16 protein-coding genes are annotated in these 22,776 nt (G+C 71.0%); 9 read left to right on the top strand and 7 right to left on the bottom strand.

The genetic code is table 11. The annotated features are described in order from the left end of the window. Positions 1–4: 4 nt before the first annotated feature. The 6 genes from ACFY0T_RS04260 to ACFY0T_RS04235 all read right to left on the bottom strand — a co-directional run bounded on the left by ACFY0T_RS04260 (position 5) and on the right by ACFY0T_RS04235 (position 9,990). Positions 5–739, bottom strand: a complete 735-nt coding sequence (locus tag ACFY0T_RS04260; protein WP_388864465.1) for a class I SAM-dependent methyltransferase — start codon at positions 737–739, stop codon at positions 5–7. Further along, positions 736–2,202, bottom strand: coding sequence for a condensation protein (locus ACFY0T_RS04255; protein ID WP_388864464.1), 1,467 nt, complete (start codon positions 2,200–2,202; stop codon positions 736–738). The genes ACFY0T_RS04260 and ACFY0T_RS04255 overlap by 4 nt, the downstream gene beginning before the upstream one ends. After that, complete coding sequence (locus ACFY0T_RS04250) at positions 2,199–6,800, bottom strand: alpha-(1->3)-arabinofuranosyltransferase family protein (protein WP_388864745.1); 4,602 nt, start codon at positions 6,798–6,800, stop codon at positions 2,199–2,201. Before ACFY0T_RS04250 ends, ACFY0T_RS04255 begins: the two co-directional genes overlap by 4 nt. Then, the gene (locus ACFY0T_RS04245) at positions 6,797–7,549 is read right to left on the bottom strand and encodes a class I SAM-dependent methyltransferase (RefSeq protein ID WP_388864463.1); all 753 of its coding nucleotides are present in this window, start codon (positions 7,547–7,549) and stop codon (positions 6,797–6,799) included. Before ACFY0T_RS04245 ends, ACFY0T_RS04250 begins: the two co-directional genes overlap by 4 nt. Continuing rightward, positions 7,546–8,697: a glycosyltransferase family 4 protein gene (locus tag ACFY0T_RS04240; RefSeq protein ID WP_388864462.1), complete on the bottom strand. Its 1,152-nt coding sequence runs from the start codon at positions 8,695–8,697 to the stop codon at positions 7,546–7,548. The genes ACFY0T_RS04245 and ACFY0T_RS04240 overlap by 4 nt, the downstream gene beginning before the upstream one ends. Before the next feature lie 315 nt (positions 8,698–9,012). Then, positions 9,013–9,990, bottom strand: a complete 978-nt coding sequence (locus ACFY0T_RS04235) for a DUF3068 domain-containing protein (RefSeq protein WP_388864461.1) — start codon at positions 9,988–9,990, stop codon at positions 9,013–9,015. A gap of 436 nt (positions 9,991–10,426) precedes the next feature. On the opposite strand from ACFY0T_RS04235, the gene ACFY0T_RS04230 reads away from it, so the two are divergent. The 9 genes from ACFY0T_RS04230 (at position 10,427) to ACFY0T_RS04190 (ending at position 19,793) form a co-directional block, all read left to right on the top strand. Further along, on the top strand, positions 10,427–10,579 hold the full coding sequence (locus ACFY0T_RS04230) for a hypothetical protein (RefSeq protein WP_362024606.1): 153 nt from the start codon (positions 10,427–10,429) through the stop codon (positions 10,577–10,579). Positions 10,580–10,741: 162 nt separating this feature from the next. Next, positions 10,742–11,992: a PucR family transcriptional regulator gene (locus tag ACFY0T_RS04225; RefSeq protein ID WP_388864460.1), complete on the top strand. Its 1,251-nt coding sequence runs from the start codon at positions 10,742–10,744 to the stop codon at positions 11,990–11,992. A gap of 177 nt (positions 11,993–12,169) precedes the next feature. After that, on the top strand, positions 12,170–12,943 hold the full coding sequence (locus ACFY0T_RS04220; protein ID WP_388864459.1) for an IclR family transcriptional regulator: 774 nt from the start codon (positions 12,170–12,172) through the stop codon (positions 12,941–12,943). Further along, positions 12,940–13,791 carry an SMP-30/gluconolactonase/LRE family protein gene (locus ACFY0T_RS04215; protein ID WP_388864458.1) on the top strand — a complete coding sequence of 284 codons (852 nt, stop codon included), beginning with the start codon at positions 12,940–12,942 and terminating at the stop codon, positions 13,789–13,791. Before ACFY0T_RS04220 ends, ACFY0T_RS04215 begins: the two co-directional genes overlap by 4 nt. A 228-nt stretch (positions 13,792–14,019) precedes the next feature. Continuing rightward, positions 14,020–15,378, top strand: a complete 1,359-nt coding sequence (locus ACFY0T_RS04210; RefSeq protein ID WP_388864457.1) for an extracellular solute-binding protein — start codon at positions 14,020–14,022, stop codon at positions 15,376–15,378. Continuing rightward, on the top strand, positions 15,375–16,325 hold the full coding sequence (locus ACFY0T_RS04205) for a carbohydrate ABC transporter permease (RefSeq protein ID WP_388864456.1): 951 nt from the start codon (positions 15,375–15,377) through the stop codon (positions 16,323–16,325). Before ACFY0T_RS04210 ends, ACFY0T_RS04205 begins: the two co-directional genes overlap by 4 nt. Beyond that, a complete protein-coding gene (locus ACFY0T_RS04200) occupies positions 16,322–17,179 on the top strand; it encodes a carbohydrate ABC transporter permease (RefSeq protein WP_388864455.1) in 858 nt (285 codons plus the stop codon). Before ACFY0T_RS04205 ends, ACFY0T_RS04200 begins: the two co-directional genes overlap by 4 nt. A 27-nt stretch (positions 17,180–17,206) precedes the next feature. Continuing rightward, positions 17,207–18,175, top strand: a complete 969-nt coding sequence (locus ACFY0T_RS04195; RefSeq protein ID WP_388864744.1) for an arabinan endo-1,5-alpha-L-arabinosidase — start codon at positions 17,207–17,209, stop codon at positions 18,173–18,175. 115 nt (positions 18,176–18,290) lie between these two features. After that, complete coding sequence (locus ACFY0T_RS04190) at positions 18,291–19,793, top strand: alpha-N-arabinofuranosidase (RefSeq protein ID WP_388864454.1); 1,503 nt, start codon at positions 18,291–18,293, stop codon at positions 19,791–19,793. On the opposite strand, the gene ACFY0T_RS04185 is transcribed toward ACFY0T_RS04190, so the two are convergent. Continuing rightward, positions 19,790–22,759 (bottom strand): beta-galactosidase, encoded by a 2,970-nt coding sequence (locus tag ACFY0T_RS04185; RefSeq protein WP_388864453.1) that lies wholly within the window; start codon positions 22,757–22,759, stop codon positions 19,790–19,792. The two genes, ACFY0T_RS04190 and ACFY0T_RS04185, sit on opposite strands and share 4 nt — an antisense overlap. Positions 22,760–22,776 lie beyond the last annotated feature (17 nt).

Below are 22,776 nucleotides of genomic sequence, written 5' to 3'. Positions count from 1 at the left end.
TGGTCTAGGTCCTTCGCGCGTGCAGGAGCAGGATGGAGGACAGGGATGGCGCGGCGCAGGCCAGCCGGTCCAGGGGACGCAGCGGACGCGGTACGCCGTGGAAGGGCGCCCCCGCCAGGCGTACGACCTCGAAGCCCGACGCGGTCACGAACTCCCGCAGCGCACGGGCCGTGTAGAGCCGCAGATGGCCCACGACCTCCTTGCCCGGGCGGCCGTGGATCGCGCGCAGGCTCACCTCCGAGAAGACCGGCTGGACGCCGACGAGCAGCAGGGCGCGGTTGTACCAGGCGGCGAGGTTCGGGGTGGAGAGCATCAAGTGGCCGCCGGGGCGCAGGACTCGGCGGATCTCGTCCAGCGCGCTGTCCGGGTCCGTGAGGTGTTCGACGACCTCGCTGAAGAGCACCGCGTCGGCGGAGGCCGTCGCGAACGGCAGCCCGCCGTCGGTGAGTTCGCCCCGGATCGCGTACGGCATGTGGGCGTGGGCGCGTCTGAGGGCGTCCTGCGACCAGTCGACGCCGACCAGACGGTGCCCGGCGAGGAGGGGGGCGGCGGTCGCCGCCGCGGTGCCGTCGCCGCAGCCGATGTCCAGGACCGTCTTCGCGCCCGCCGTGGCCGGGCCGAGCGCGGCGGCCAGCATGCGGGCCTGGCGCAGACTGCGCGGCGTGCCGGAGGCGACGGGGACGGCGGGGTCCTCGTAGAACTCGCGAAGTCCCCGGCGTGCAGGGGCTGTTGTGGTCATGGGATGTCCCCCTCCGTGGCGTGAAGGTAGTGCTCGAAGAGGTCGCGGAGGTGGGCGCCGTCGCCGTGGCTGAGCAGGGTGCGGGACCAGCGCAGGGCGAGGTGCAGGCGGCCCGCGGTGGATGCCGTCGTGACGGTCAGGCCGCGGGGCATACGAGCGGGGGCCGAGAACCAGACCGCGTGGGCGCGGCCCGCCGCCTCGCCGAAGTCCAGGGGGTACGGGATGCGGCCGATGTTGCTCAGCAGGGTGGTGGACGTCCAGGGGCCCGCTGCCCTGCGCAGGCCTCTGGTGACCGCCGCACGCCACGGGACGGGGACCACGGGGGCGGTCAACAGGGCCGCTCCGTGGCCGAGTTGCGGGCGGTCGAGGGACTTCAGCGCGCGCGTGCGGTTCGCCGTGCGGCGGAGGAGCTCGCCCATGCGGTGTGCGTCCAACTCCTCCGGGGCGAAGGTGACCTCGACGAGCCGTGTTCCGTTGCCGATCGGCATGTCCGCGTCGCGGGGGCGGTCGTCGACCGGCATGGTGATGCGGAGGGGGCGGGGGCGGGCGCCGTGTTCCCTGTTCCAGTGGGCGAGCATGAGGGCCGTGGCGGCCATGAGCTGGTCGTTCACCGTGTAGGGGGAGCCCTTGGCGCGGCGCGGGACGGACAGCTCGGTGACGAGCATGCCGTTGCCGGGCGAGGGTTCGGGGGTGCCGGGGGCGACTCTGGCGGGTGGGGTCCAGGGGGAGGGGGTGTCCACCTGGGGGGTGTCCGTCTGGTCGGGGGTGCGCACCGGGGGTGCGGCGGGGGAGTTGTCCTGGCCGCCGTACAGCTCCGCCGCGGTGGCCAGGATGCGGAGGCAGGCGGGGCCGTCCAGGGCTGTGTGGTTGATGGTGAGGAAGAGGACTGAGCCCCTGGGGTCCGGGTGTCCGGGGGTGGGGCGGGGGTGAGAGGTCGGCGAGCCCGGCGCCTGCGGGGTGCCGCGCTCTGTGGGACGGGTGCCGCCTCTGGCGGCACGCATGCCCACAGCTACGTCCACCGCGTCGGTGGCCTCGCTGCCCACCGGTGGGCCCGCGTTTTCCACCACCTCCAGGCGTATCGGTGGGGACACCGACAGGGGTGGGGCCTCCTGGAGGGCCCTGGTCCTTGCGGCTCTGAGGGCGTCTCGGCTCGGGGGTGGGAAGGAGACCACCTCCACGTCCGGGCCGGGGGTCAGTTCCCATTCGTAGCGGCGTCGGTACCAGGGGCCCGGGGCCTCACGCATCAGGATGCGGGGGTGGCGTTGGAGGGCCTCGGTGAACGCGGTCCTCAGCCGGTCCGGGTCGAGGCGGCCCGGCAGGTGGACCTCGATGTGGACCGTCTCCGGTTCCTCCTCCTGGAGGCAGTGGCGGGCGACCTCGTCCACCACCGGGAACGGGACGCGTACGGGGGGCCGCATCGGACCGTCCGTGCCGTCCCGTGCCGGGTGCTCCACTGCGGTCATGTGGTGTCGCCCCTCCCCGTGTCCTCCTGGGCGCCGGGGTCCTCGGGCGGTGTCGCCCTGAACCTCGGCTTGCGGAACGCGATGCGCGCGGTCGGGGGGTCGGGCTCGGGCTGGGCCGATCCCGGACCGCGCGCCGAGATGGTCGGGCCGGCGGCGACCCCGGCTCCGGGTCCCGCCGTTCCGGGCTCGGCCCCGGGTCCTGTGGTTCCGGGCTCGGCTCCGGGTCCTGTGGTTCCGGGCTCGGTCCCGGGTCCTGCGGTTCCGGACTCGGCCCCGGGTTCCGACGCGCCGGGCTTCTCCCCGGCCGACTTGGCCCCCGCGCCCCGCTTCTCCTCGAAGCCCCCGGGCAAAGCGCCGGGCAGGACCCCCGGTCCCCCACTCTCCCCCCGCACCCGCTGCGGCAGCGGTGCCGTAGGTGCCTCCGACGAACCCGATGGCGCACCCGGTGGTGCCTCCCACCGGGAGACCCCCGCCCCGGAGGTGTCCGGCTCCCGGACGCTCACCAAGCCCGCGAACAACCCGATCAGCGCCAGCAGTTGAGCCGCGGGCCCGAACGCCCCCTCGTCCGCCGAGACCGGCGACCCCGCCCCCGTCGCGGCGGCGATCCCCGCCCCGGCGAGCGCGAGGAACGCGATCGGTACGAGCAGGGTGTGCCGCCGTCGGGCGAGCAGGGCCAGCGCCGGGACCAGCAGGGCGAAGAACCCCGCGATCACGATGCCGACCAGGGTGAGCGCGACCAGGCCCGGCCACAGACCGGGCAGCGGCGGCACCGGCTGCGGTTCGTCGGGGTTGGGGGAGCGGCGGCGCCACAGGACGGCGCCCGCGAGCGCGGCCACGGCGACACCGCCGCCGATCAGCCCGGCCTCGTACGTCGTCGAGGGCTCGTACGACAGCTTGACGATCCCGCCCGCGCCGGCCGGGATCTGCCAGCCCTGCTGCCAGCCGTCGAGCCGTACGGGCGTGAGTTCCTTGCCGCCCAGCGTGGCCTTCCAGCCGTCGTTGAAGTTCTCGTACGTCGTCAGGTACGAGGCCGCGCCCGAGCCGACGGTCACCTCGCGGCGGTCGCCCAGCCAGTCCCGTATCTTCAGGTCCCGCCCGGCGGTGGCCGCCTCCGCGACCGTTCCGCGCGTCAGTGTCACGTCCGTGAGGGCCAGCGGCCCGGCGTCGCCCGCCTCGACCCGGTGCGAGCCGTCGGTGAGCTCCAAAGCCGTGCCCGTACGACCCTCCTGGCAGAGCGTCACATCAACGGCCCGGCGCTCCACCAGGTCCCGTACCGTCCCCTTCACGCTCGTCTCGTACAGCTTCCCGTCGACCGCGACGACCGGACCCTTCCCGCACGGCAGGGAGAACGGCCGGGTGCCGGACGGCTGGGGGGTGCGGTACTGATCGAGTGCCGGGATGTAGGCCTCCGTCAGGCCGACCGGCAGTTGCAGGTCGTCGTCCGCGACCGGGTTGTGGACGGTCAGCGGCGCGGTCTCGGTGATGGTGATGTCGAGGTGGTCGGTGGTGATGGGGTCGAAGCGGGCCCAGCCGTTCTCGTCGACGCCGACGATCGCCGCCCCGTCCGGGGAGCTGATGTCGATCTTCGTCGGGCGGGTCGACAGACCGCCCGCCGGGGCCAGCACGATGGAGGAGATCGGTTGCTTGTCGGGCCAGCTCAGATGGATCGTCGGGTTGCCGCCGGCGATCCACGCCGTCGTCAGGTCGCCGTCGGTGAGGTTGCGCGCCGACAGGCCCGCGCCGAGCTTGGCCGTGGAGTCCGCCGTCGCGGTGATCCGGCTCTTCTGCTCGGGCGCCACCTCGTACAGCAGCTTGTCGAGGTCCTCGCCCGGGACCGGGACCGCGCTCGCCTTCATCGCGTACGTGCCCGCCGTCGAGGTCGAGAAGCTGCGGTGCAGGCCCGCCTCGGTGCCCGTCGGGGAGAGTCCGGTGGGGTCGGTGGTGCGGTGCAGGGAGACGATCTCGGAGGACGCGTCGGAGCCGGAGGCGTCGGTCGGGAGCCGCAGCAGGCGGGTCACCTGGACGTCCGGGAGGTCGATCTCGGAGAAGCCCGCACCGGTGAGACCTGCGTGCTGCTCGGTCGAGTCGACGATCGTGATCTTCAGCCAACCCGTCGACCCGGGGCGGGCCTTGATCGACTGGGCCATACCGTTGGGCTGGAGGTAGCTGGTGACGGAGCCCTTCTCCGTCTCCACCCGCACCCGCGTCGCCGCCGACCGCACCCCGTCCTGCGGCAGCGGAGTCACCTTGAACGACGACGGCACGTCCACGGACCCGTCGAAGCGGATCCGCAGCCACTGCCCGTTCGCCGAGCCCGCCGCGCCCTCGGCCCATGCCGTGCCGGGGTTGCCGTCGAAGGCGTTCACGGGGTCGTACTGCGGGAGGTAGAAGAGCCAGTTGCCGGTCGAGGACGCCGTCACCGAGCGGGCGCCGCGCAGCTGGGCCACCGTCTGGTGCCGGATGCCCTTCGTCGGCAGGATCTGGTGCGGCTTCTTTCCGGCGTCCTGGACGCTGTCGCTGTCGTTGCGCTGGTCGCGCGTGTACGTGTACGAGGTGTTGGAGTTGACCAGGCCGAAGCGGGTGTCGGCACGCCGCAGCCCATCGCCCACCACCTGCACCTCCGAGGTGCCGAGGCCGGGATGGTTGTCGCCGGTCAGCACGGTGGCGCGGCCCCGCATCGACGGGTCGGCGGCCAGCGGGAGGAGCGACTCGGGGCCGCCCGAGACGACGGCGGTGTCGGCGATCGGCTTGAGCCCGGCCTGTCCGGGCCTCGGCACGTCCTTGTCGGTCGGCTCGTAGATCTCCACGGCGCGCTGGCGCGGATACAGGCCCTCGACCTGCATCGGGGTGTCGTTCGCGATCCGGCCGCCGGTCATGACCGGCCCGAACCCGCTGACCCGCTGGTACCCGGACTGCTCCAGGGTCCGCTTCACGGTCGCGGTCGGGACGTAACCGAGTTGATCCGGGTCCAGATCATTGCGTACGACGACGTAGTAGAGCCCGGCGCGGCTCAAGTAGTCGGCCAGTCCCGGGACTTCGCCGCCCGCCATCAGTGCCTGCTCGACCGCGTCCATGGCGCGCCGGTTGCCGGGGGTGCCGAATGGGACGTAGTCCCGCTCGGCCCAGCGCGAGTCGGCGAGCACGTCGAGGGGCTCGTCGATGGTGGAGCCCCAGGTGTAGATGCCGTGCGCGGTGGCGGGGACGACGAGGGCGCGGGAGTCGGGCGAGTACTTCTCCAGCCAGTCGGCCGTGGTCTGCCAGTACTTGGGGAGCTCCTGGAACGAACCCGGCTGCAGGATCGACCCGTTGAGGTATGGCCAGGCGAGCCCGGGGAGGACCAGGACCGCCGCGATCAGCGGGGCGAAGCGGCGGCCGGGTAGGGGACGGGCGCCGCGCGTCTCGGAGGCGATGCCCACCAGATGTGCGAGGCCGAGGACGAGGGCGAGCGCGAGGCCCGTCTGGAACTTGTAGATGTTGCGGAAGGGGACCAGCCCGCCGTTCAGCCAGTCCTGGACCACGCCGTGGAAGGGCGCGCCGAACGAACCGCCGTACCCGGCCAGGGTGATGAGCGCGACCGACAGCACGGTCAGGACGAGCCAGCGGCGCTCGGGCATGTCACGTCTCGCCAGGCCCGCGAGGCCGAGACCGGCCGCGAGCGTCGAGCAGACGATCACGATCACCGAGGACGCGACGGTCCAGCCGGCCGGCAGCCAGGCCTCGCCGAAGTGCAGATACGCGACCCAGTTGCCGGCCCCGCGCAGTGACTCGGTGGCCGACATGGTGGCGGTCGTGGTGCCCGAAGTCTCCACGTAGGGAAGGAAGTTCTCGCCGTAGATGCCGAGCATCAGCAGCGCGATCCACCACCAGGCGGTCGCCAGGATCACGCCCGGCACCCACCAGGCGATCAGCTTGCGCTGCCGGGGCCCGCGCGGGCGGGAGAGCAGATACAGCCCGACCGGGAGCAGGGACGCCAGGGTCGCGGCCGCGTTCACGCCGCCCATGAAGGGGACGATCAGCGCGGAGCGGAGGGCCGCGATCCGGGCGCTGTAGCGCTCGTTCGTGAGCGGCAGCAGGACCCAGGGGAGGAAGGCGCCCGGGAGCGCGGCAGCGGAGGTCGAGCCGACGACGATCGTGAAGACAGGCCACAGCGCGTACGCGACGGCGGCGAGCAGCCGTGCGGAACCGCTCCCGATCCGCAGCCGCTCGGCCAGCCGCAGCGCGCCCCAGAAGGCGACGGACACCACCAGCGACAGCCACAGCCGCTCCGCCAGCCACACCGGCAGATGGATCAGCTTGCACAGGCCGTAGAACGGCAGCATCGGCCAGACGTACCCGACGTACTGGTCCTGGATGCCGCCGAAACCGCCCCGGTCGTGCCACAACTGGCCCAGGTCGGACAGGAACTGCCAGGGATCGAGCGCGACACCGAGCTTGGTGTCGAAGGTCATCCGCCCGGGGTGCACGGCCAGGAACAGCACGAACACCACGGCCCAGAAACCCAGCAGCCAGCGCCGCGACCGGGGCCCCTCCGGAGGGCCGGACGTGGTCGCGGCGGGGCGGACGGCTGCCGGGGGAGGAGCCTGGACCGTGCTCGTCATGGTGGACACCGCCGGAGGATGAGGAGGAGGTTCCAGGTGGCGAACTCGCGCAGCACCGGCGTCTTGGTGACGGCGGAGGCGAGGAACGGCCAGTAGCGGGAGCGCGCCGAGACGACCGTGACGTCGTCGCGGGCGCGCACCTGCCGCAGGGTGGTGCCGATGTGCACGGCGAAGAGGTTCTCGCCGAGGGTGTGCTTGGCGGCCTTGCCGGTACGGCGGCGGTAGCGGGCCCGCGCCCGCTCGGCGCCGAAGTAGTGCCAGGGCGCCCACTCATGACCGCCCCACGGGGACAGCCAGTTGGTGAACGACACGTAGATCAGCCCGTCGGGCCGGGTCACCCGCACCATCTCACTCAGGAACGTCTGCGGATCGGCCACGTGCTCAAGGACGTTGGAGGAGAAGCAGACGTCGGCGACCCCGTCCGCCAGCGGCAGCAGATAACCGTCCGCGACGACCGACGAGTCGGGCGGCTTCGACCCCAACTCCCGTACGTCCGGCTCGAAGAGGTAGGCGTGGGCTCCGCGCCGCCGGAACTCCTCGGTGAAGTAGCCGCTGCCGCCGCCGATGTCCACGACGGTACGGCCCTCGACGGCGCCGTACGCCTCGACCTGGTCGGCGGCGTCCCGGGCGAGCAGCGCATAGCAGGACTCGGGGTCGTCCTGTTCGTGCAGGAAGGCACGGAAGAGGGCGAGGGAACGGCGTATGGAGGGGTCCTTGAGCCGTGGGCCGGCGTTGCTCGGGGCGGTCACGGCGTCCAGCCCCTCACCGCCTCCGCGGCCACCGCTCCGAACTGGCGGACCGTGTGGTTCCAGCGGTACCGGGCCGCGCGGTCGCGGGCCGCCTTGCCCATCGCTTCGCGACGGTGGGCCGACAGGGCGAGGGTGCACCAGGCCGCCGCGAAGGAGGACTCGCCGCGGGCCAGCAGCCCCGTCTCGCCGTCCACCACGGAGTCGCGCAGTCCGGGTACGTCGAAGGCGATCGCCGGGGTCTCGCGCGCGGCCGCCTCGGTGACGACCAGGCCCCAGCCCTCGACGGCGGAGGGGTGCAGCAGCAGCCAGGCGGCGCAGAGCAGCCGGTGTTTCTCGGCCTCGGAGACATGGCCCGTGAACTCCACGCCGGGACCGGCGAGTTGTTCGAGTCGCTCCCGCTCGGGGCCGTCTCCCACGATCACCAGGCGGCCGCCGGTGACCGGGCGGACCCGCTCCCACAGCCGCAGCAGCAGATCGATCCGCTTGTACTCCACGAGCCGCCCCATCGCCACGAACAGCGGCTCCGGCGAGCGCGAGGCCCGTGGCCCCGGCTCCTCGACCCCGTTGTGCACGACCCGGATGCGGTCCCGCTCGACCCCGATCGCGCGCAGGGCGTGGGCCGTCGACGGAGAGACGGCGACCAGCAGATTGCGGCGCTGCGCGCCGGCCAGCGCCCAGTGCTCGAGTCTTCGGCCGAGCCGGGCGGCGGGCGCCAGCGGTCCGCCGAACCGCATCTTCCACAGGTCCGTGTGGACGTGATTGACCAGGCAGAGGGTGGGGCCGTGGTGCCACAGCGGTGCCAGATACGGCAGCCCGTTGCACACCTCGACGAGCAGGTCGCAGTCACCGACCTGACGGTGGAACGCGGGGCGGGCGCGCAAAAAGTGGCCCAGGTCGCCGCCCGCCGAGACGACCCGGTAGTCGCGGTAGGCCGCGGGACCGCCGCACAGCAGGGTGACCTGGTGGCCGAGCTCGGTCAGCCCTTCGGCCAGCCGGTCGACCAGGAGCTCGGAGCCGCCCGCCGCCGGGTTGCCGAGATCGCGGCGGGCGAGAAAAACGATACGGCGCGGCTGTGGGGGGAGCGCCGGGAGGTGCTGCGCGGGGCGCGGGAAGGCGGCGCGCAGCGGGGAAGGCACGTGCTGGGGCATGGGTGCTCCAACTCGTCTCAGGGTGCGGAACTCAGCGTGGGGGGTAGGGCGCGGTGCGGATCTTTGGATCTTTCGGCTCTGGTCTGTCGAGGGGCCGGCGTCTTTCGATGGGCCGGCGTCTTTCGGTGGGGGCTGCTCTGGCCTTTCGATGGGGTGGGGCGGAGAATCTGCCCAACTGTGGGGTTTTTGGGCGTTCGCCGTAACGGGGATGTGGGTGGGCTGTGCTCGGGTGGGGTTGGACAGTTTTCGCCCAGCGGTTCGATGCGGCTACTCACCGAAGTGACAATTTCCGGGCTTTGTGGAGCTGACGGCACATCACATCGTGAGCGGGGCCTGGGACGACTCGGACGTATCGGGATCCGGCCGCCCGCGTACCACCAAAACGACCCCCACCACGGCCAGGACGAAACCGAGCACACCGGCACCAATCGGCAACGTCTGCCCCACCATGCGCAGTTGACCGCTCTCGGTCTTCGCCTGGTCCACCTGGTCCTTCTGCGTCGCGGCGGTGAAGGCCAGTTTCTGGCTGTCCAGGAGGACCGCCGCGTCCTTCTTGCCGCCCGGGGCACGCAGCGTCCTGCGCGGGCCGACCTGCGCGTAGATCACCCGTCCGGTGCGCTGGTCGACGACGAGCTCGATCAGATGGTTGGCGTACCACTCCTCGGCGAGCACCTGGCTGCGCTCGGGCTCATCGACGAGCGCGCCCGGCACCAACCGGGTCCCGGTCCTGGTGGCGGGGACGGATCCGGTGAACCGGTATCCCTCGTACCCGCGGATCTTCTTGGTGCCCCGGTAGTGCAGCGTGACCGTCGCGCCCAGGGAGTTGTCCCACCAGCGGTACGCGCGTTTCTGCACGTCGAAGGGGAACTTGAGGTAGGCCTCGCCCTCGAAGTACGGCTTCTCCTGGCAGCAGTGAACCGGCGCGTTGGTCTTCCGATTGGTGACCCAGCGGCCCGGCACGAACTCCAGGGCGTCGTGCGGGTCGGCGGCGGGCAGCGACTTGTCCGTGTCGACGGTGGTCGTCACGTCCCAGACGGCCTTTCCGCTGCGCTCGCTGTCGGCGACGTCGCCGCGTACCTGCTGGGTGACGGTGATCTTCTGGTCGGGCACGGTCTCGACCTTGTCGACGTCGAAGACGCTGCCCGTGCCGGTGTAGACGGCGGTCGTGTCGATGTCGATCGGGTTCACGGCGGCTCGTGGTTCCACGTACCACGCGAGCAGCGGGGCCAGCACGAGCAGGAAGGTGCCGAGGCCGAGAAGGATCAGGGAAATGGGTGTGGCTTTCCGGCGCATCCGGGCACTCCAGGGGCGTGAGGAGGCTCGACGCACGGGTGATATGTGGTGGTACAAGGTAATACGAGTGCGTCGACACCAGGAGGGAAAGTGCACGTGCGGTATGGGCCGGGAACCGTAGGCGCACCCTTGACGGGGTGTCAATGCATTGTCGAGACTGTGCCGAGGCCCTGACGCCAGGCCGGCGCTGGGGCCTCGCCGGACGGGACCGGTGGATTGACGCCGGTTGGGACCGGTGAACTGCCACCGGTTTGGGACTGGTGAACTGCCACCGGTTTGGGGCCGGTGGACTGTCATCGGTTTGGGGCCGGTGAACGTCACGAACACCGGACGGGACCGGTGGAACGGGAATGGGCAGGGGCCGCGGGGCCGCATGACCACGGCCGCGCGGAGTGCTGGGGTGGGGACGACCTCCGACAGAGAGGCTGACCCTGCGATGTCCAGACTGCTCGCCGCCGCACTGACCGTCGCGGCCGCCGCCGCGCTCGCCGTGGGCGCCGCGCTCGGTGTCGTTGCGCTGCTCGACGCGACCCCGGACCAGCCGAACACGCCGCTCATCACGTACGAAAACGCCGGGCAGGAGCGCTGACCCGTGCGAAGCCGCAGGGGTGCGCCCGTGTCGAGAGGACATGGGAGTCCCCCCTGCTCGAACGAAGCTGAGAGCTCGGGGGAGCGCGGAGGCCCCGACGTAGGAGGGGCTGAGCACGGTCGTCCTCTCGACACCGGCTGGAGCGCCCCGGAGGCGAAGCAAATGACACAGTCCGCCCGCCCGGGAACCGTCACGACACGTTCGGCCTGGCACGACGTTCCCCGCCTCCAGGTGCGGCAGTTCGCGGCGCTGGCGATGGCCGAGGCGCCGGTGCTCGCCGAGGAGATCCTGCGTGAGATCCGCCGCGAGTACCCGCATCTGCCGGTCGTCCTCGACGACTCCGGGGAGCCGATGGCGCTCGTCGGTATCCGGCGCGCGATCGAGGTCTTCGTGCAGCATCTGGAGACCGCGGAGGGCCGCCCGCGTGTCCACCCCGAGGTGTTCCAGGAGTTCGGCCGGGGCGAGGGGCTGCACGGCCGCAGCCTCGACTCGCTCCAGGCGATCTACCGGCTCGGCGTCAGGCTCGCCTGGCGGCGGTTCGCCGAGATCGGGCAGCGGGTCGACATCCCGCCACCGGCGATGTACGAGCTCGTCGACGCCGGATACGAGTATCTGGACGGCCTGGTCGATCAGTCCGTCCGGGGTTACGCCGAGGCCGCGGCCCGGCAGGCGGGGGAGCGGCTGCGTCTCCAGCGGCGCCTGATGGAGCTGCTGCTCTCCGAACACCACCACCGGGGCGACCCCGCCGAGGCGCTGGTCGAACGCGCCGCCCGCATCGGCTGGCCGCTGCCCGACCGGGTCGCCGTCGGGGTGCTGCTGCGGCCGGCCCGGGAGGCTGTCGCGCCCGCCGTCGGCCAGAGCGTGCTGCTCGACATGGAGTACGAGCAGCCCCGCATGGTCGTGCCCGAGCCGGACGCGGCGGGGCGGCCCGAGCTGCTGCACCGGGCGCTGACCGGGTGGGCCGGGGCGATCGGGCCGCCGGTGCCGCTGGCCGACGCGGCGAAGTCGCTGCGCTGGGCGGAGGCCGCGGTACGGCTGATGGAGCGGGGGTTACTCCCCGCCGGGGAGGTTCTCCACTGTACGGAGCACACGGAGGCCCTGGTCCTGCTCCAGCCCGAGGAGCTGATCGACGATCTCGCGCTGCGGTGTCTGGCGCCGCTGGAGCACTGCGGGCCCACGCATGGGCGGCGGCTCGCCGAGACGTTGCTGGCGTGGCTGGAAACGCGTGGCGGTGCCCCCGAGGTCGCGGCGCGGCTCGGTGTCCATCCCCAGACGGTGCGCTACCGCCTCCGGCAGATACGCGAACTCTGGGGTGACGAGATCGACGACCCCGACCGGCGGTTCGAGCTGGAGCTCGTGCTGCGGGCGCAACGCCTCCGGGGCGAGCTGGGCGACCCCCGCGCCCGGCGCTGACCTCCCGTCGGGGCCTTCCCCAGTGCACCCCCGCCCACCAGGCACCCGGCGCCGCCCACCCGTCTCGCCCAGCTCACCCGTTACCCGCCCATTGCCCGCCCAAGACAGCCATGAGTAACCTGTGTTCGTCATGCCGATCGTCTGTTGAAATTTCGAACATAAGGGAGGGGGCCGGTTGTGGGACGCCTCGTACCTGCCGTGACCCGAGCTCTCGACATACTCGAGCTCTTCCTGGACGGGGACGGCACTCTCTCCGCCCCCGACATCGTGCGCAAGCTGCAGCTGCCCCGCACGACGGTGCACGAGCTGGTCACCACGCTCGCCGCCCGGTCGTACATCGTCCAGGTGCCCGGTCAGCCGGGACGCTACCGGCTCGGCGTACGCCCGTACCAGCTCGGCAGCCGCTACGCCGAGCAGCTGGACCTCGCCGCCGAGGGCCAGCAGGTCGCCCGCTCGGTCGCCGAGACCTGCGACGAGACCGTGCACGTGGCCATCCTCGAAGGCACCGACGTCATCTACATCGCGAAGGTCGACTCCACGCACGCGGTGCGCATGGTGTCGGCGGCGGGCCGTCGGCTGCCCGCGCACTGCACCTCCGTCGGCAAGATGCTGCTCGCCTCGCTCCCCGCGCCGGAGCTGACGTCCCGCATCCCCGACAACGCCGAGCTGGTCGCGATGACGCCCAACAGCATCACCGACCCGGCCGCCCTGCGCGAGGCCCTCGCCGAGATCCGCCGGCGCGGCATCGCGGTGGAGAGCCGCGAGTCCAACCCGGACGTGAGCTGCGTCGCCGCCCCGGTGCGCGACCGCACGGGACAGGTCGTCGCCGCCCTCTCCATCTCCGTACCGATGATCCGCTGGAGCGACGAGCGCCGCGCCGAACTGGAGCAGCTCGCCGTGAAGGGCGCCGCCGAGCTGTCCGAGCGGCTCGGTCACCGGAGCGTCGGATGACGCCCGTCGAGGTCGCGGTCCGCGCGGACGCGGCCCTCGGCGAGGGCCCGACCTGGGACGCGCGCGAACAGCGGCTCATCTGGGTCGACATCCTCGGCTCACGGGTCCACACGTACGACCCCGTCTCGGGACACCGCACGGTCATGGCCACCGAACAGCACGGGGGCGCCGCCAAGCCCCGCGCGGGTGGTGGCCTGGTCGTCAACCTCCGTGACGGCGTGGGCCTGTACGGACCGGCGGGTTCCGGTGAGCCCTTCCGATGGCTGCACCGGGAGCCCGTCCCGGGCCGCCGCGCGAACGACGCGGCGGTCGCCCCCGACGGCTCGCTGTTCTTCGGCACCATGCGCTACGACGAGGCACCGCGCGGCGGCTCGCTGTCCCGGATCGCCCCGGACGGCACCGTACGCACGATCCTCGACGACGTCGCCGTCAGCAACGGCACGGGCTGGAGCCCGGACGGCCGGCTGATGTACTACATCGACTCGCCGACCCGCCGCATCGACGTCTTCGACGTGGGCGAGGATCAACTGCCCACCAACAGGCGGCTGTTGGTGACTGTCGACGACGGCTTCCCCGACGGCCTCACCGTCGACGCCGACGGCTGTGTCTGGGTGGCCCTCTGGGACGGCGGCGCGGTCCGCCGCTACACGCCGTCCGGCGACCTTGACCGGGTCATCGACCTCCCCGTCCGCCGCCCCACCGCCTGCGCCTTCGGCGGCCCCGACCTGACCGACCTCTACATCACCACGGCCCGCACGGGCCTGGACGCCCCGCACCCGCTCTCCGGCTCGGTCCTGGTCATCCCCGGCGCGGGGAAGGGCCTGCCGCAGCCCGCGTTCGCCGGATAGCAACTCCCGGAAAATCCCTGTCCAGTTCGCGGGAATCCCCGTCCAGTTCGCGGAAGTCCCCGTTCGGTTCCCGTACGTCCCCGTTCAGTCGCTGAGCCGCCGCTCGCTGGGCGGGGACTTCGGATTTCTCGATTCTTGCGCAAACCATTGACTGGAAAGCGCTTCCTATCTACGGTCCCGTTCGAAGTTGCGATCAGCTATCGAAATCTCGAACAGTGAGGGCAGGGCATGGGACGACCTGGCCTGAATCGCAGGCAACTCCTGGCTGGAATGGGCGGGTTGACGGTCGCGGGCAGCCTCGGCTTCGCCGCGCTCGGGACCGGTGCGGACGCGCTCGCGTCCAGTGCGCGTACCCGCGTCCGCTACTGGAACCTCTTCAGCGGTGGTGACGGCGCCAACCAGGTCGCGATGGTGGACGCCTTCCGCAAGGCGCATCCGGACGTCGCGGTCAAGGCATCCACACTGACCTGGGGAGGGCCGTACTACACCAAACTCGCCATGGCCGCGGCCGGCAACCGTGCGCCGGACCTCGCCGTCATGCACCAGGGCCGCGTGCCCGGCTTCGCGCCCGGCCGCCTCCTGGACCCCTGGGACATGGACCTGCTCGCCAAGTACGGCGTCAAGGAAGCCGACTTCAACCCGGTGCTGTGGCAGCGCGGCATCGTCGACGGCAAGCTGTACGCCCTGCCCCTCGACATCCACGTTCAGCTGAACTTCTACCGCAAGGACGTCTGCAAGAAGGCCGGCCTGCTCGACGCCGACGGGAAGCTGCCGTCCGCGACCTCCACCGACGAGTGGTTCGAGATCCTCAAGTCGGCCAAGAAGCAGCTGAAGAACGGTGTCCAGACCCTCGGACTGCACGCCAACGACCAGAATTTCTCCTGGTGGTTCTTCGTCGCCTTCTACCAGCAGCTGGCCGGGACCTACTTCAACGACGAGCAGACCGACGTCACCTTCGACACCGACAAGGCCACCCAGGTCCTGGAGTTCTTCCGCAAGCACGTCACCGACGGCTACGTCACCGTGGGCGCGGCCGACGGCGAGGCCTTCATCGCCGGGTCGCCGTTCACCTGGGAGGGCAACTGGTCCGTGCCGTACTTCGGCGGCGAGAAGGTCGACTACGGCGCCCAGCCGCTGCCCCCGGTCTTCGGCACCCCGGCCACCCACGCCGAGTCGCACTCCTTCGTCCTGCCCCACCAGGCCGACCGCGGCGGCGCCGCCAACGAGGGCGCGCACATGCTGGCCGCCTACCTGGTCAAGCACGCCACCGCCTGGGCGGGCGGCGGCCACGTCCCCGCGTACCTGCCGACCTTCCAGGACCCGGCGTACCTCAAGCTCACCCCGCAGAACGAGTACTCCAAGCCGGCCATGGAGCACCCGGCCACCGAGCCGCACATCTGGTTCGCCGGCTCCACCGGCATCCTCGCCCAGCGCATCGGCCCAGTCGTCGCCTCCTCCAACGTCGGCTCCGCGAAGCCGGATGCCGCGGCCCGCCGTATGAAGTCCGCACTGGAGCAGCTGCTCGCGATGAAGAACCCGATGGACGGCAGGACGGCCGCCCAGGAGCTGAAGGGGGCCGGCGCATGAGCAGCACCACGAGTACCCTCGCGCCCGCCACCACCCTGCGGCCCCGCACGGCCGCCGCCGCGGAGTCCGCTCGGGTGCGCTGGGGCCGCCGCTTCCAGCACGGCGGCTGGTTCGTCGCCCCGTTCTTCGTGCTGTACGGCCTCTTCGTCATCGTGCCCGTCGTCCGCGGCCTCTACCTCAGCCTCACCGACGCCAACATCTCCGGCGACCACACCAGCTTCGTCGGCCTCGCCAACTACCGCGAGGCCCTCAAGGACGACCTGGTGTGGTCCTCCCTTTGGCACAGCGTCCAGTTCACCCTCTACGTCGTCCCGTGCATCGTCGTCGTGGCGCTGCTGATGGCGCTGATCGCGCACCACACGGTGCACTTCAAGTGGCTGTGGCGGCTGTGCTTCTTCGCGCCGTTCCTGCTGCCGTCGGCCGTCGTCGGCAACCTGTGGTGGTGGCTGTTCCAGCCCACCAACGGCATGGTCAACCACGTCCTCGGCCTCGACACCCCGTGGCTGGCACAGAAGTCCACGGCCATGACCGCCGTCGTCATCGCGACCCTGTGGTGGACGGTCGGGTTCAGCTTCCTGCTCTACCTCGCCGCACTGCAGAACATCCCGCAACACCTCTACGAGGCCGCCGAGCTGGACGGCGCGAACGCCTTCCAGCGGCTCGTCCACATCACCGTGCCCAACCTGCGCAACATCACCGGCCTGGTCTTCGCCCTGCAGATCCTCGCCTCGCTCCAGGTCTTCGACCAGGTCGTGGTCATGTACCAGTTCGGCCCGGGACCCGAGGAATCGACCCGCACCTTCGTCCAGTACACCCTCGAACAGGGCTTCACCAGCTACCGCGTGGGCTATGCCTCCGCGATCTCCTTCATCCTGTTCCTCATCATCGCCGTGGTCGCGCTCGGACGGATGTGGCTGCTGCGCAACCGCGAGGAGGTCACCCGATGACCACGCCAACTCCCGTACTGCGCACGTCCCGCAGCACCTGGACGCCCGCGCAGATCGCCCTGACCGTCGTCGCCGCGGCCCTCTCCCTCGTCTGGATCTCCCCGCTCGTCTGGGCCCTGTCGACCTCGCTCAAGTCCCCGACCGAGTCGGTGACCTCACCGCACTGGATCCCGAAGGACTTCACGCTCGACTCCTGGAAGAGCGTCGTGGAGGCCGGCAACATCCCCAACTGGTTCGTGAACTCGCTGGTGGTGTCGGTCTGCGTCACGTTCATCGTGCTGCTCGTCGCCTCGCTCGCCGCCTACGGCTTCGCGCGCACCGAGTTCCGCGGCAAGTCCGCCCTGATGGCGGTCACGATGGCGGGCCTGATGTTCTCCCCGGCCATCCTCGGCGTCCCCCTCTTCACGACCGTGCAGTCGCTCGGGATGGTCGACACCTACTGGGGCATGATCCTGCCGCAGTGCGCGCCCGCGGCGATGGTCTACATCCTCTACAAGTTCTTCCAGTCGCTGCCCCGCGAGCTGGAGGAGGCCGCGTTCATCGACGGCGCGGGCCGCTGGCGGATCTTCTTCACCATTGTCCTCCCGCTGTCGAAGCCCTCCCTCTCGGCGGTCGGCATCTTCACCTTCATCGCCTCGTGGAACAACTTCCTGTGGCCCTACATGGTGACCAACAACCCCGACCTGATGACCATGCCGAACGGCATCGCCACCGTGCAGAACGCCTTCGGCATCGTGTGGCCCCAGCTCATGGCCGGCGGCCTGATCGCCGGACTCCCGCTGATCGTCGTGTTCGTCTTCTTCCAGAGCCAGATCGTGCGGGGCGTGGCCCACACGGGTCTGGCAGGCCAGTAACTCATCGCAGGAGGTACTGAGTTGAAGCTGAAGCGCCTCAGACTCGCGGCCCTGCTCGCCGCGACCGCCATCGCCCTGCTGCCCACCATGGCACAGGCGGACGTGACCTACCCCGACCCGCAGCCCCTCACCGGCCAGCAGATCATCCACGACCCCACCGTCATCCACCTCAAGTCCGGCGGATACGTGGCCTATTCGACCGGCGGCATCATCGGCGCCCGCCTCTCCAAGGACCGCGTCCAGTGGGACGACGCGGGCAACGCCTTCGCCACGCCGCCGAGTTGGTGGTACGAGTACAACGACACCGGCGACCCCTGGGCCCCCGACATCTCGTACCGCGACGGCCGGTACTGGCTCTACTACGCCGTCTCCTCCTGGGGCACCAACCACTCCGCGATCGGTGTCGCCACCTCCCCGAGCGGCCTGCCCGGCACCTGGACCGACCACGGCAAGGTCTTCACCTCGGAGAGGACCGACACCTGGAACGCCATCGACCCGGCGGTGACCAGGGCCGACGGCAAGCTGTGGATGGCGTTCGGCTCGTACTGGACCGGCATCCGCATGGTCGAGCTGGACCCGAGCACCGGCAAGGCCGTCGAGGGCGCCACCGTCCACCACCTGGCGACCCGCCCGGACGCCCCGTACGCCGTCGAGGGCCCCTACGTGCTCAAACACGGCCGCTACTACTACCTCTTCGCCTCGTACGACGCGTGCTGCGCCGGCGTCAACTCCACCTACAAGATCAGGGTCGGCAGGTCGACTTCGGTGACCGGCCCCTACGTCGACAGCACGGGCACGCCCCTGCTGGAGGGCGGCGGCGACCTGCTGCTGGCCGGCCACGGCCGCTACATCGGCACCGGCGGCGAGTCGGTGTTCCGCGACCGAGGCCAGGACTGGCTGGCCTACCACTACTACGACGCAGACGACAACGGCACGCCCAAGCTGGGGCTGAACAGGCTGAGCTGGACAAAGAACGGCTGGCCAAGCGTGCGGTAGGGGCGCGGGGCTGGATCGATGTGCGGCTCCGCCGTGTAGGCGCGCCCAGCCCCGGACAGCCCGCACCCGCCAACGCACCAAAGAAACCCCCAACACACCGCCCCGAAAGGAAAACATGCGCACCGCCCGCTTCGCCCTCGACCCCGCCTTCACCGTCGGCAAGGTCGACCCCCGTCTCTTCGGTTCCTTCGTCGAGCACCTCGGCCGCTGCGTCTACACCGGCATCTTCGAGCCCGGCCACCCCGCGGCCGACGAGGCGGGCCTCCGCACGGACGTGCTGGAGCTGGTCCGCGAGCTCGGCGTCACCGCCGTCCGCTACCCCGGCGGCAACTTCGTCTCCGGCTACAACTGGGAGGACTCGGTGGGCCCGGCGGAGGAGCGCCCCCGCCGGCTCGACCTCGCCTGGCGCTCCACCGAGACCAACCGTTTCGGCCTCTCCGAGTACATCGCCTTCCTGAAGAAGATCGGCCCGCAGGCCGAGCCGATGATGGCGATCAACCTCGGCACACGCGGTGTCGCCGAGGCCCTGGAGCTCCAGGAGTACGCCAACCACCCCTCCGGGACGGCCCGTTCGGACCTGCGGGTGGCACACGGCGACAAGGACCCCTTCGGCATCAAGCTGTGGTGCCTGGGCAACGAGATGGACGGGCCCTGGCAGACCGGGCACAAGACGGCCGAGGAGTACGGCCGGCTCGCCGCCGAGACCGCCCGCGCGATGCGGCAGATCGAGCCGGACCTCCAACTCGTCGCGTGCGGCTCCTCCGGGCAGGGCATGCCGACCTTCGCCGAGTGGGAGTCGACCGTCCTCGAGGAGACGTACGACCTCGTCGACTACATCTCCCTGCACGCCTACTACGAGGAGACCGACGGCGACCGGGACTCCTTCCTCGCCTCCGCCGTCGACACCGAGTCCTTCATCGAGAACGTGGTGGCGACCTGCGACCACGTGGGCGCCCGGCTGAAGTCCAAGAAGAAGATCAACCTCTCCTTCGACGAGTGGAACGTCTGGTACCAGAGCCGGCCCAACCCGCACCCTGTGGAGGACTGGCAGGAGGCCCCGCGCATCCTGGAGGACGTCTACTCCGTCACGGACGCGGTCGTCTTCGGCTCCCTGCTCATCGCGCTGCTGCGGCACGCGGACCGGGTCACCGTCGCCTGCCTCGCCCAGCTCGTCAACGTCATCGCGCCGATCATGACGGAGCCGGGCGGACCGGCCTGGCGGCAGACGACCTTCTTCCCCTTCGCGCAGGCCTCGAAGTACGGGCGCGGGCAGGTTCTCGACGTACGGGTGGACTCGCCGACGTACGAGACGAAGAAGTACGGCGAGGCGGATCTGCTGCACGCCACCGCCGTGCGCGCCGAGGACGGCTCGGTCACCGTCTTCGCCGTCAACCGCAGCCAGACCGAGTCGCTGCCGCTCGAAGTCGCCCTGAACCGCCTGGGGTTGACGTCGGTGGTCGAGCACAGCGCGCTCGCCGACGCCGACCCGGACGCCACCAACACCCGCGACGACCAGGAGCGGGTCACCCCGCACCCGGTCGAGGGGACCACCCTCCAGGACGGCATGCTGAGCGCCGTCCTGGAGCCGCTGTCGTGGAACGTGATCCGGCTGAGCTAGCTCGTGCGGGTAAGGCCGGGGGAGTCGACCAGTGTCACCGGCACTCCTCCGGCCGCGCTGCCCAGCAGCGTCAGCTTCACCTCGCCGGGACCTGAGGGTGTGGTCCCGTCGGACAGCACCGCGAGGGCCAGTGTGTTGAGCCCCCGTGTGCGCAGCAGCCCGTTCGGCAGGACGAAGGTGTGCTGGGGGCCCACATCGTTGATGTACTGGCCCATGTTCCAGCCGTTCAGGAAGATCTGGACACGGTAGGCGCGGGCCGGGTCATCGGTGAGCGTGAGTCCGATCGAGGCGTCCACGCCGGTGTCGACGGCGAGCCGGAAGTCGGTGCGGTACCAGGTGACGCCCTGCCGCCGCTCGGCACGCGGGAAGTCGACGACCTTCCAGTGGTCGTCGGCGAACCCCGGCAGATGCCAGCCGTGGCGCTCCCCGTGCAGACCCCCGTTGTTGACCGGCCCGCGCACCGGGTCCGGGGCCGCCTCGCCCTGAATTCGCCAAGTGATGGCCGGGGAAGCCCCGTTGAAGGTCACGGCCGTCAGCCCTCGGGCCACCTTGTGCGTGTCCTTCGCCGCCCCGTCCTCGTCGTGCTGCATACGACGCACGAGGACGGACAGCACCCGCGGCCCTGTCTTGGAGGGGATGGGGAACGTGGCCGTGGCGGACCACGTCCCCCGCCTGACCGTCTTCTTGTCCGGCACCGGCATCCGGTGCGTGCCCAGCGGCTTCCCGTCCAGCCACGCCATCAGCAGCCCCTGCGCGCCCGAGATGTAGGAGAGGGCCACGGAGCCCGCGCCGCCCGCGTCCGTGAGGTGTCCCCGGTACCAGACGTCGCCGTAGTGGTAGCCGTAGTCGTCGGCGAACAGCACGGGCTGCCCGGCGGGTACGGGGGTGGTGCTGTACGAGGACTTCTTGTTCGCGAGCTTCCACCGGGCGTCGTCGTAGTCGGAGGCGGACTCCGGGTTCTCGGCGGACCGGCGCCAGTTGGTCAGTGCGGGGAGCTGGACGCCGGGCACGCCGGGCAGCCGCTGCTCGGCCCGCAGGCTCCCCGACTTGGTCGCGTGCGTCTTCAACGTGCCCTGGTTCCAGACGACGTCACTCATCCCGCGCGGCCCCCAGACCTCCAGGTCCGCCGCCTCCACTGTGTCCCCGGTGAGATGGACGACCGTGTCGCGCAGGGCGGCGGTGCGCACGAGCGCGGGGCCGTACACCAGCACCGGGCCGGAGGGGGTGTCGTACCGCCAGAGCCGTCCGGAGGCCTCGTCGTCGGCGAGCAGCAGGAGAAGAGGCGCCGAGGTGCCGCCGCCCTCCACCAACACCCGGGCGATTCCGCTCAGTTGGGCGTCCACGCGCAGCACGCCGTCCGCGTACGTGTGCCTGGCATTCCCCTCCAGCACGGTGACCGTCGGTTCGCTCGCGCACTCCAGTGCGGTCTGCGTCGACTCGCCCGCGCGGCCCGTGAACACGGCGATGTCCTGGCGCCCGGCGCTCAGCCACAGCATCGGCTGGGCGGTGGAGTACCTCAACTTCCGTCGCCCGAGGGCGATTCCGGTGGCGAGCAGCCGGGCGTCGAGACCGGGGACCGGCACGGTGACGGTCGTTCCGGCGAGCGGGATGGTGGCGACGACCCCGGCGGAGCTGTCATTGCGCAGCACGTAGAAGTGCGCCTTCGTGTCCGGATTGACGAGGTGGTACGCCTTGATCCCCTTCCCGTCGACCGTGATGTCCTCGGCGCGGTCGAGCTTCGCCAAGTCGGGTACGGAGTACATCAGTTGACCGATCTGGTGCATCGGGATCAGCTTGGCGGTCGGCTGCCGGGCCTCGTCGAGGGCGGCACCGTAGTCGTACGAGGTGTAGACGATGGGCGCGGGCAGCCAGCCCCAGGACGTGCCGCCGAACGTCATGTAGACGTTGTGGATCTTGATGCCGTTGGCGAGGTTGGTGAGGTAGAAGCGCCGCTCGTACGCCGCGTCCCGGGTGCGGCGCGACTCCGCGTACCCCTTGCCGTCGAACTCCACCCCGCCCCAGGGATCGAACCAGCCACCTCCGAACTCGGCGATGAGCCCCGGGGTTTCGGGACTCGCGGTCGAGCCGCCCTTCGTACCGCCGATGCCGAAGTAGCCCCAGTCGGGCGGGGGCGCGAAGGGCGACGGATAGCCGTCGAAGCCGTACAGATAGCGGCCCTTCTCCCCGCCCGTGTCGAAGGTGCCCGGGGCCCAATGCCCGTTCCTGCCCTTGTCGTTGTGGAAGAGCGGCACGTCGATGCCGTCCGCGCGGACCTTCGCGTACAGGTGGGCCATGTAGTCGCGGCCGAGGGGGCTGGTGACGTTGTTCGCGTACTCGTTCTCCAGCTGGTAGAGGACGATCGTGCCGCCGCCCTTGGTGTAGAGGTGCTTGACGGCGATCCGGTCGACGGCGGTCAGCCACTCGTCGACGTACTTCAGATAGGTCGGGTCGGAGGTGCGGGCGGTGCCCTTGGTGACGGTCAGCCAGCCGGGGAAGCCGCCCGCGTCGACCTCGGCGTTGATGTACGGGCCCGGACGCAGGATGACGTACAGGCCGGTCTCGGCGGCCGTCCGCAGGAACAGGTCGAGGTCGCGGACCCCGGAGAAGTCGTACTTCCCCGGCGCCGGGGAGTGGTAGTTCCACGACACGTAGACGCTGATCGTGTTGTAGCCGTGGGCGCGCAGTTTCTCCAGCACGTCCCGCCACAGGGACGGGCTCGGCAGCCGGAAGGGGTGGACCTCGCCGGACCAGAGCACGAGGCGCTTGCCGTCGATCAGCATCGAGTAGCGGTCGAAGCCGACGGTGTGCGCCTTGTGGTCGGCCGCGGGCGGTCCGGGCGGGGGCCCGGTGGGAGCGCTGCGCGCCTCTCCGACGGCGCACGCCTCATCGCTGCCGCTGCCGCTCAGCGAGAAGCCGAGCGCGGCGGTGCCGGCGAGTGCGCTGAAGGTACGTCTGCTCAACACCATGCGGGTCCTCCCGAGGA

The sequence above is a fragment of the Streptomyces sp. NPDC001530 genome (assembly GCF_042894545.1).
Classification (GTDB): domain Bacteria; phylum Actinomycetota; class Actinomycetes; order Streptomycetales; family Streptomycetaceae; genus Streptomyces.
This window is presented reverse-complemented; position numbering and strand designations above follow the sequence as displayed.

What these genes read in the sequence shown, in the direction of transcription:
- ACFY0T_RS04260 (WP_388864465.1), bottom strand. Translation starts at nt 739, where the DNA reads ATGACCACAACAGCCCCTGCACGCCGGGGACTTCGCGAGTTCTACGAG.
- ACFY0T_RS04255 (WP_388864464.1), bottom strand. Translation starts at nt 2,202, where the DNA reads ATGACCGCAGTGGAGCACCCGGCACGGGACGGCACGGACGGTCCGATG.
- ACFY0T_RS04250 (WP_388864745.1), bottom strand. Translation starts at nt 6,800, where the DNA reads ATGACGAGCACGGTCCAGGCTCCTCCCCCGGCAGCCGTCCGCCCCGCC.
- ACFY0T_RS04240 (WP_388864462.1), bottom strand. Translation starts at nt 8,697, where the DNA reads ATGCCCCAGCACGTGCCTTCCCCGCTGCGCGCCGCCTTCCCGCGCCCC.
- ACFY0T_RS04235 (WP_388864461.1), bottom strand. Translation starts at nt 9,990, where the DNA reads ATGCGCCGGAAAGCCACACCCATTTCCCTGATCCTTCTCGGCCTCGGC.
- ACFY0T_RS04230 (WP_362024606.1), top strand. Translation starts at nt 10,427, where the DNA reads ATGTCCAGACTGCTCGCCGCCGCACTGACCGTCGCGGCCGCCGCCGCG.
- ACFY0T_RS04225 (WP_388864460.1), top strand. Translation starts at nt 10,742, where the DNA reads ATGACACAGTCCGCCCGCCCGGGAACCGTCACGACACGTTCGGCCTGG.
- ACFY0T_RS04215 (WP_388864458.1), top strand. Translation starts at nt 12,940, where the DNA reads ATGACGCCCGTCGAGGTCGCGGTCCGCGCGGACGCGGCCCTCGGCGAG.
- ACFY0T_RS04210 (WP_388864457.1), top strand. Translation starts at nt 14,020, where the DNA reads ATGGGACGACCTGGCCTGAATCGCAGGCAACTCCTGGCTGGAATGGGC.
- ACFY0T_RS04205 (WP_388864456.1), top strand. Translation starts at nt 15,375, where the DNA reads ATGAGCAGCACCACGAGTACCCTCGCGCCCGCCACCACCCTGCGGCCC.
- ACFY0T_RS04200 (WP_388864455.1), top strand. Translation starts at nt 16,322, where the DNA reads ATGACCACGCCAACTCCCGTACTGCGCACGTCCCGCAGCACCTGGACG.
- ACFY0T_RS04190 (WP_388864454.1), top strand. Translation starts at nt 18,291, where the DNA reads ATGCGCACCGCCCGCTTCGCCCTCGACCCCGCCTTCACCGTCGGCAAG.
- ACFY0T_RS04185 (WP_388864453.1), bottom strand. Translation starts at nt 22,759, where the DNA reads ATGGTGTTGAGCAGACGTACCTTCAGCGCACTCGCCGGCACCGCCGCG.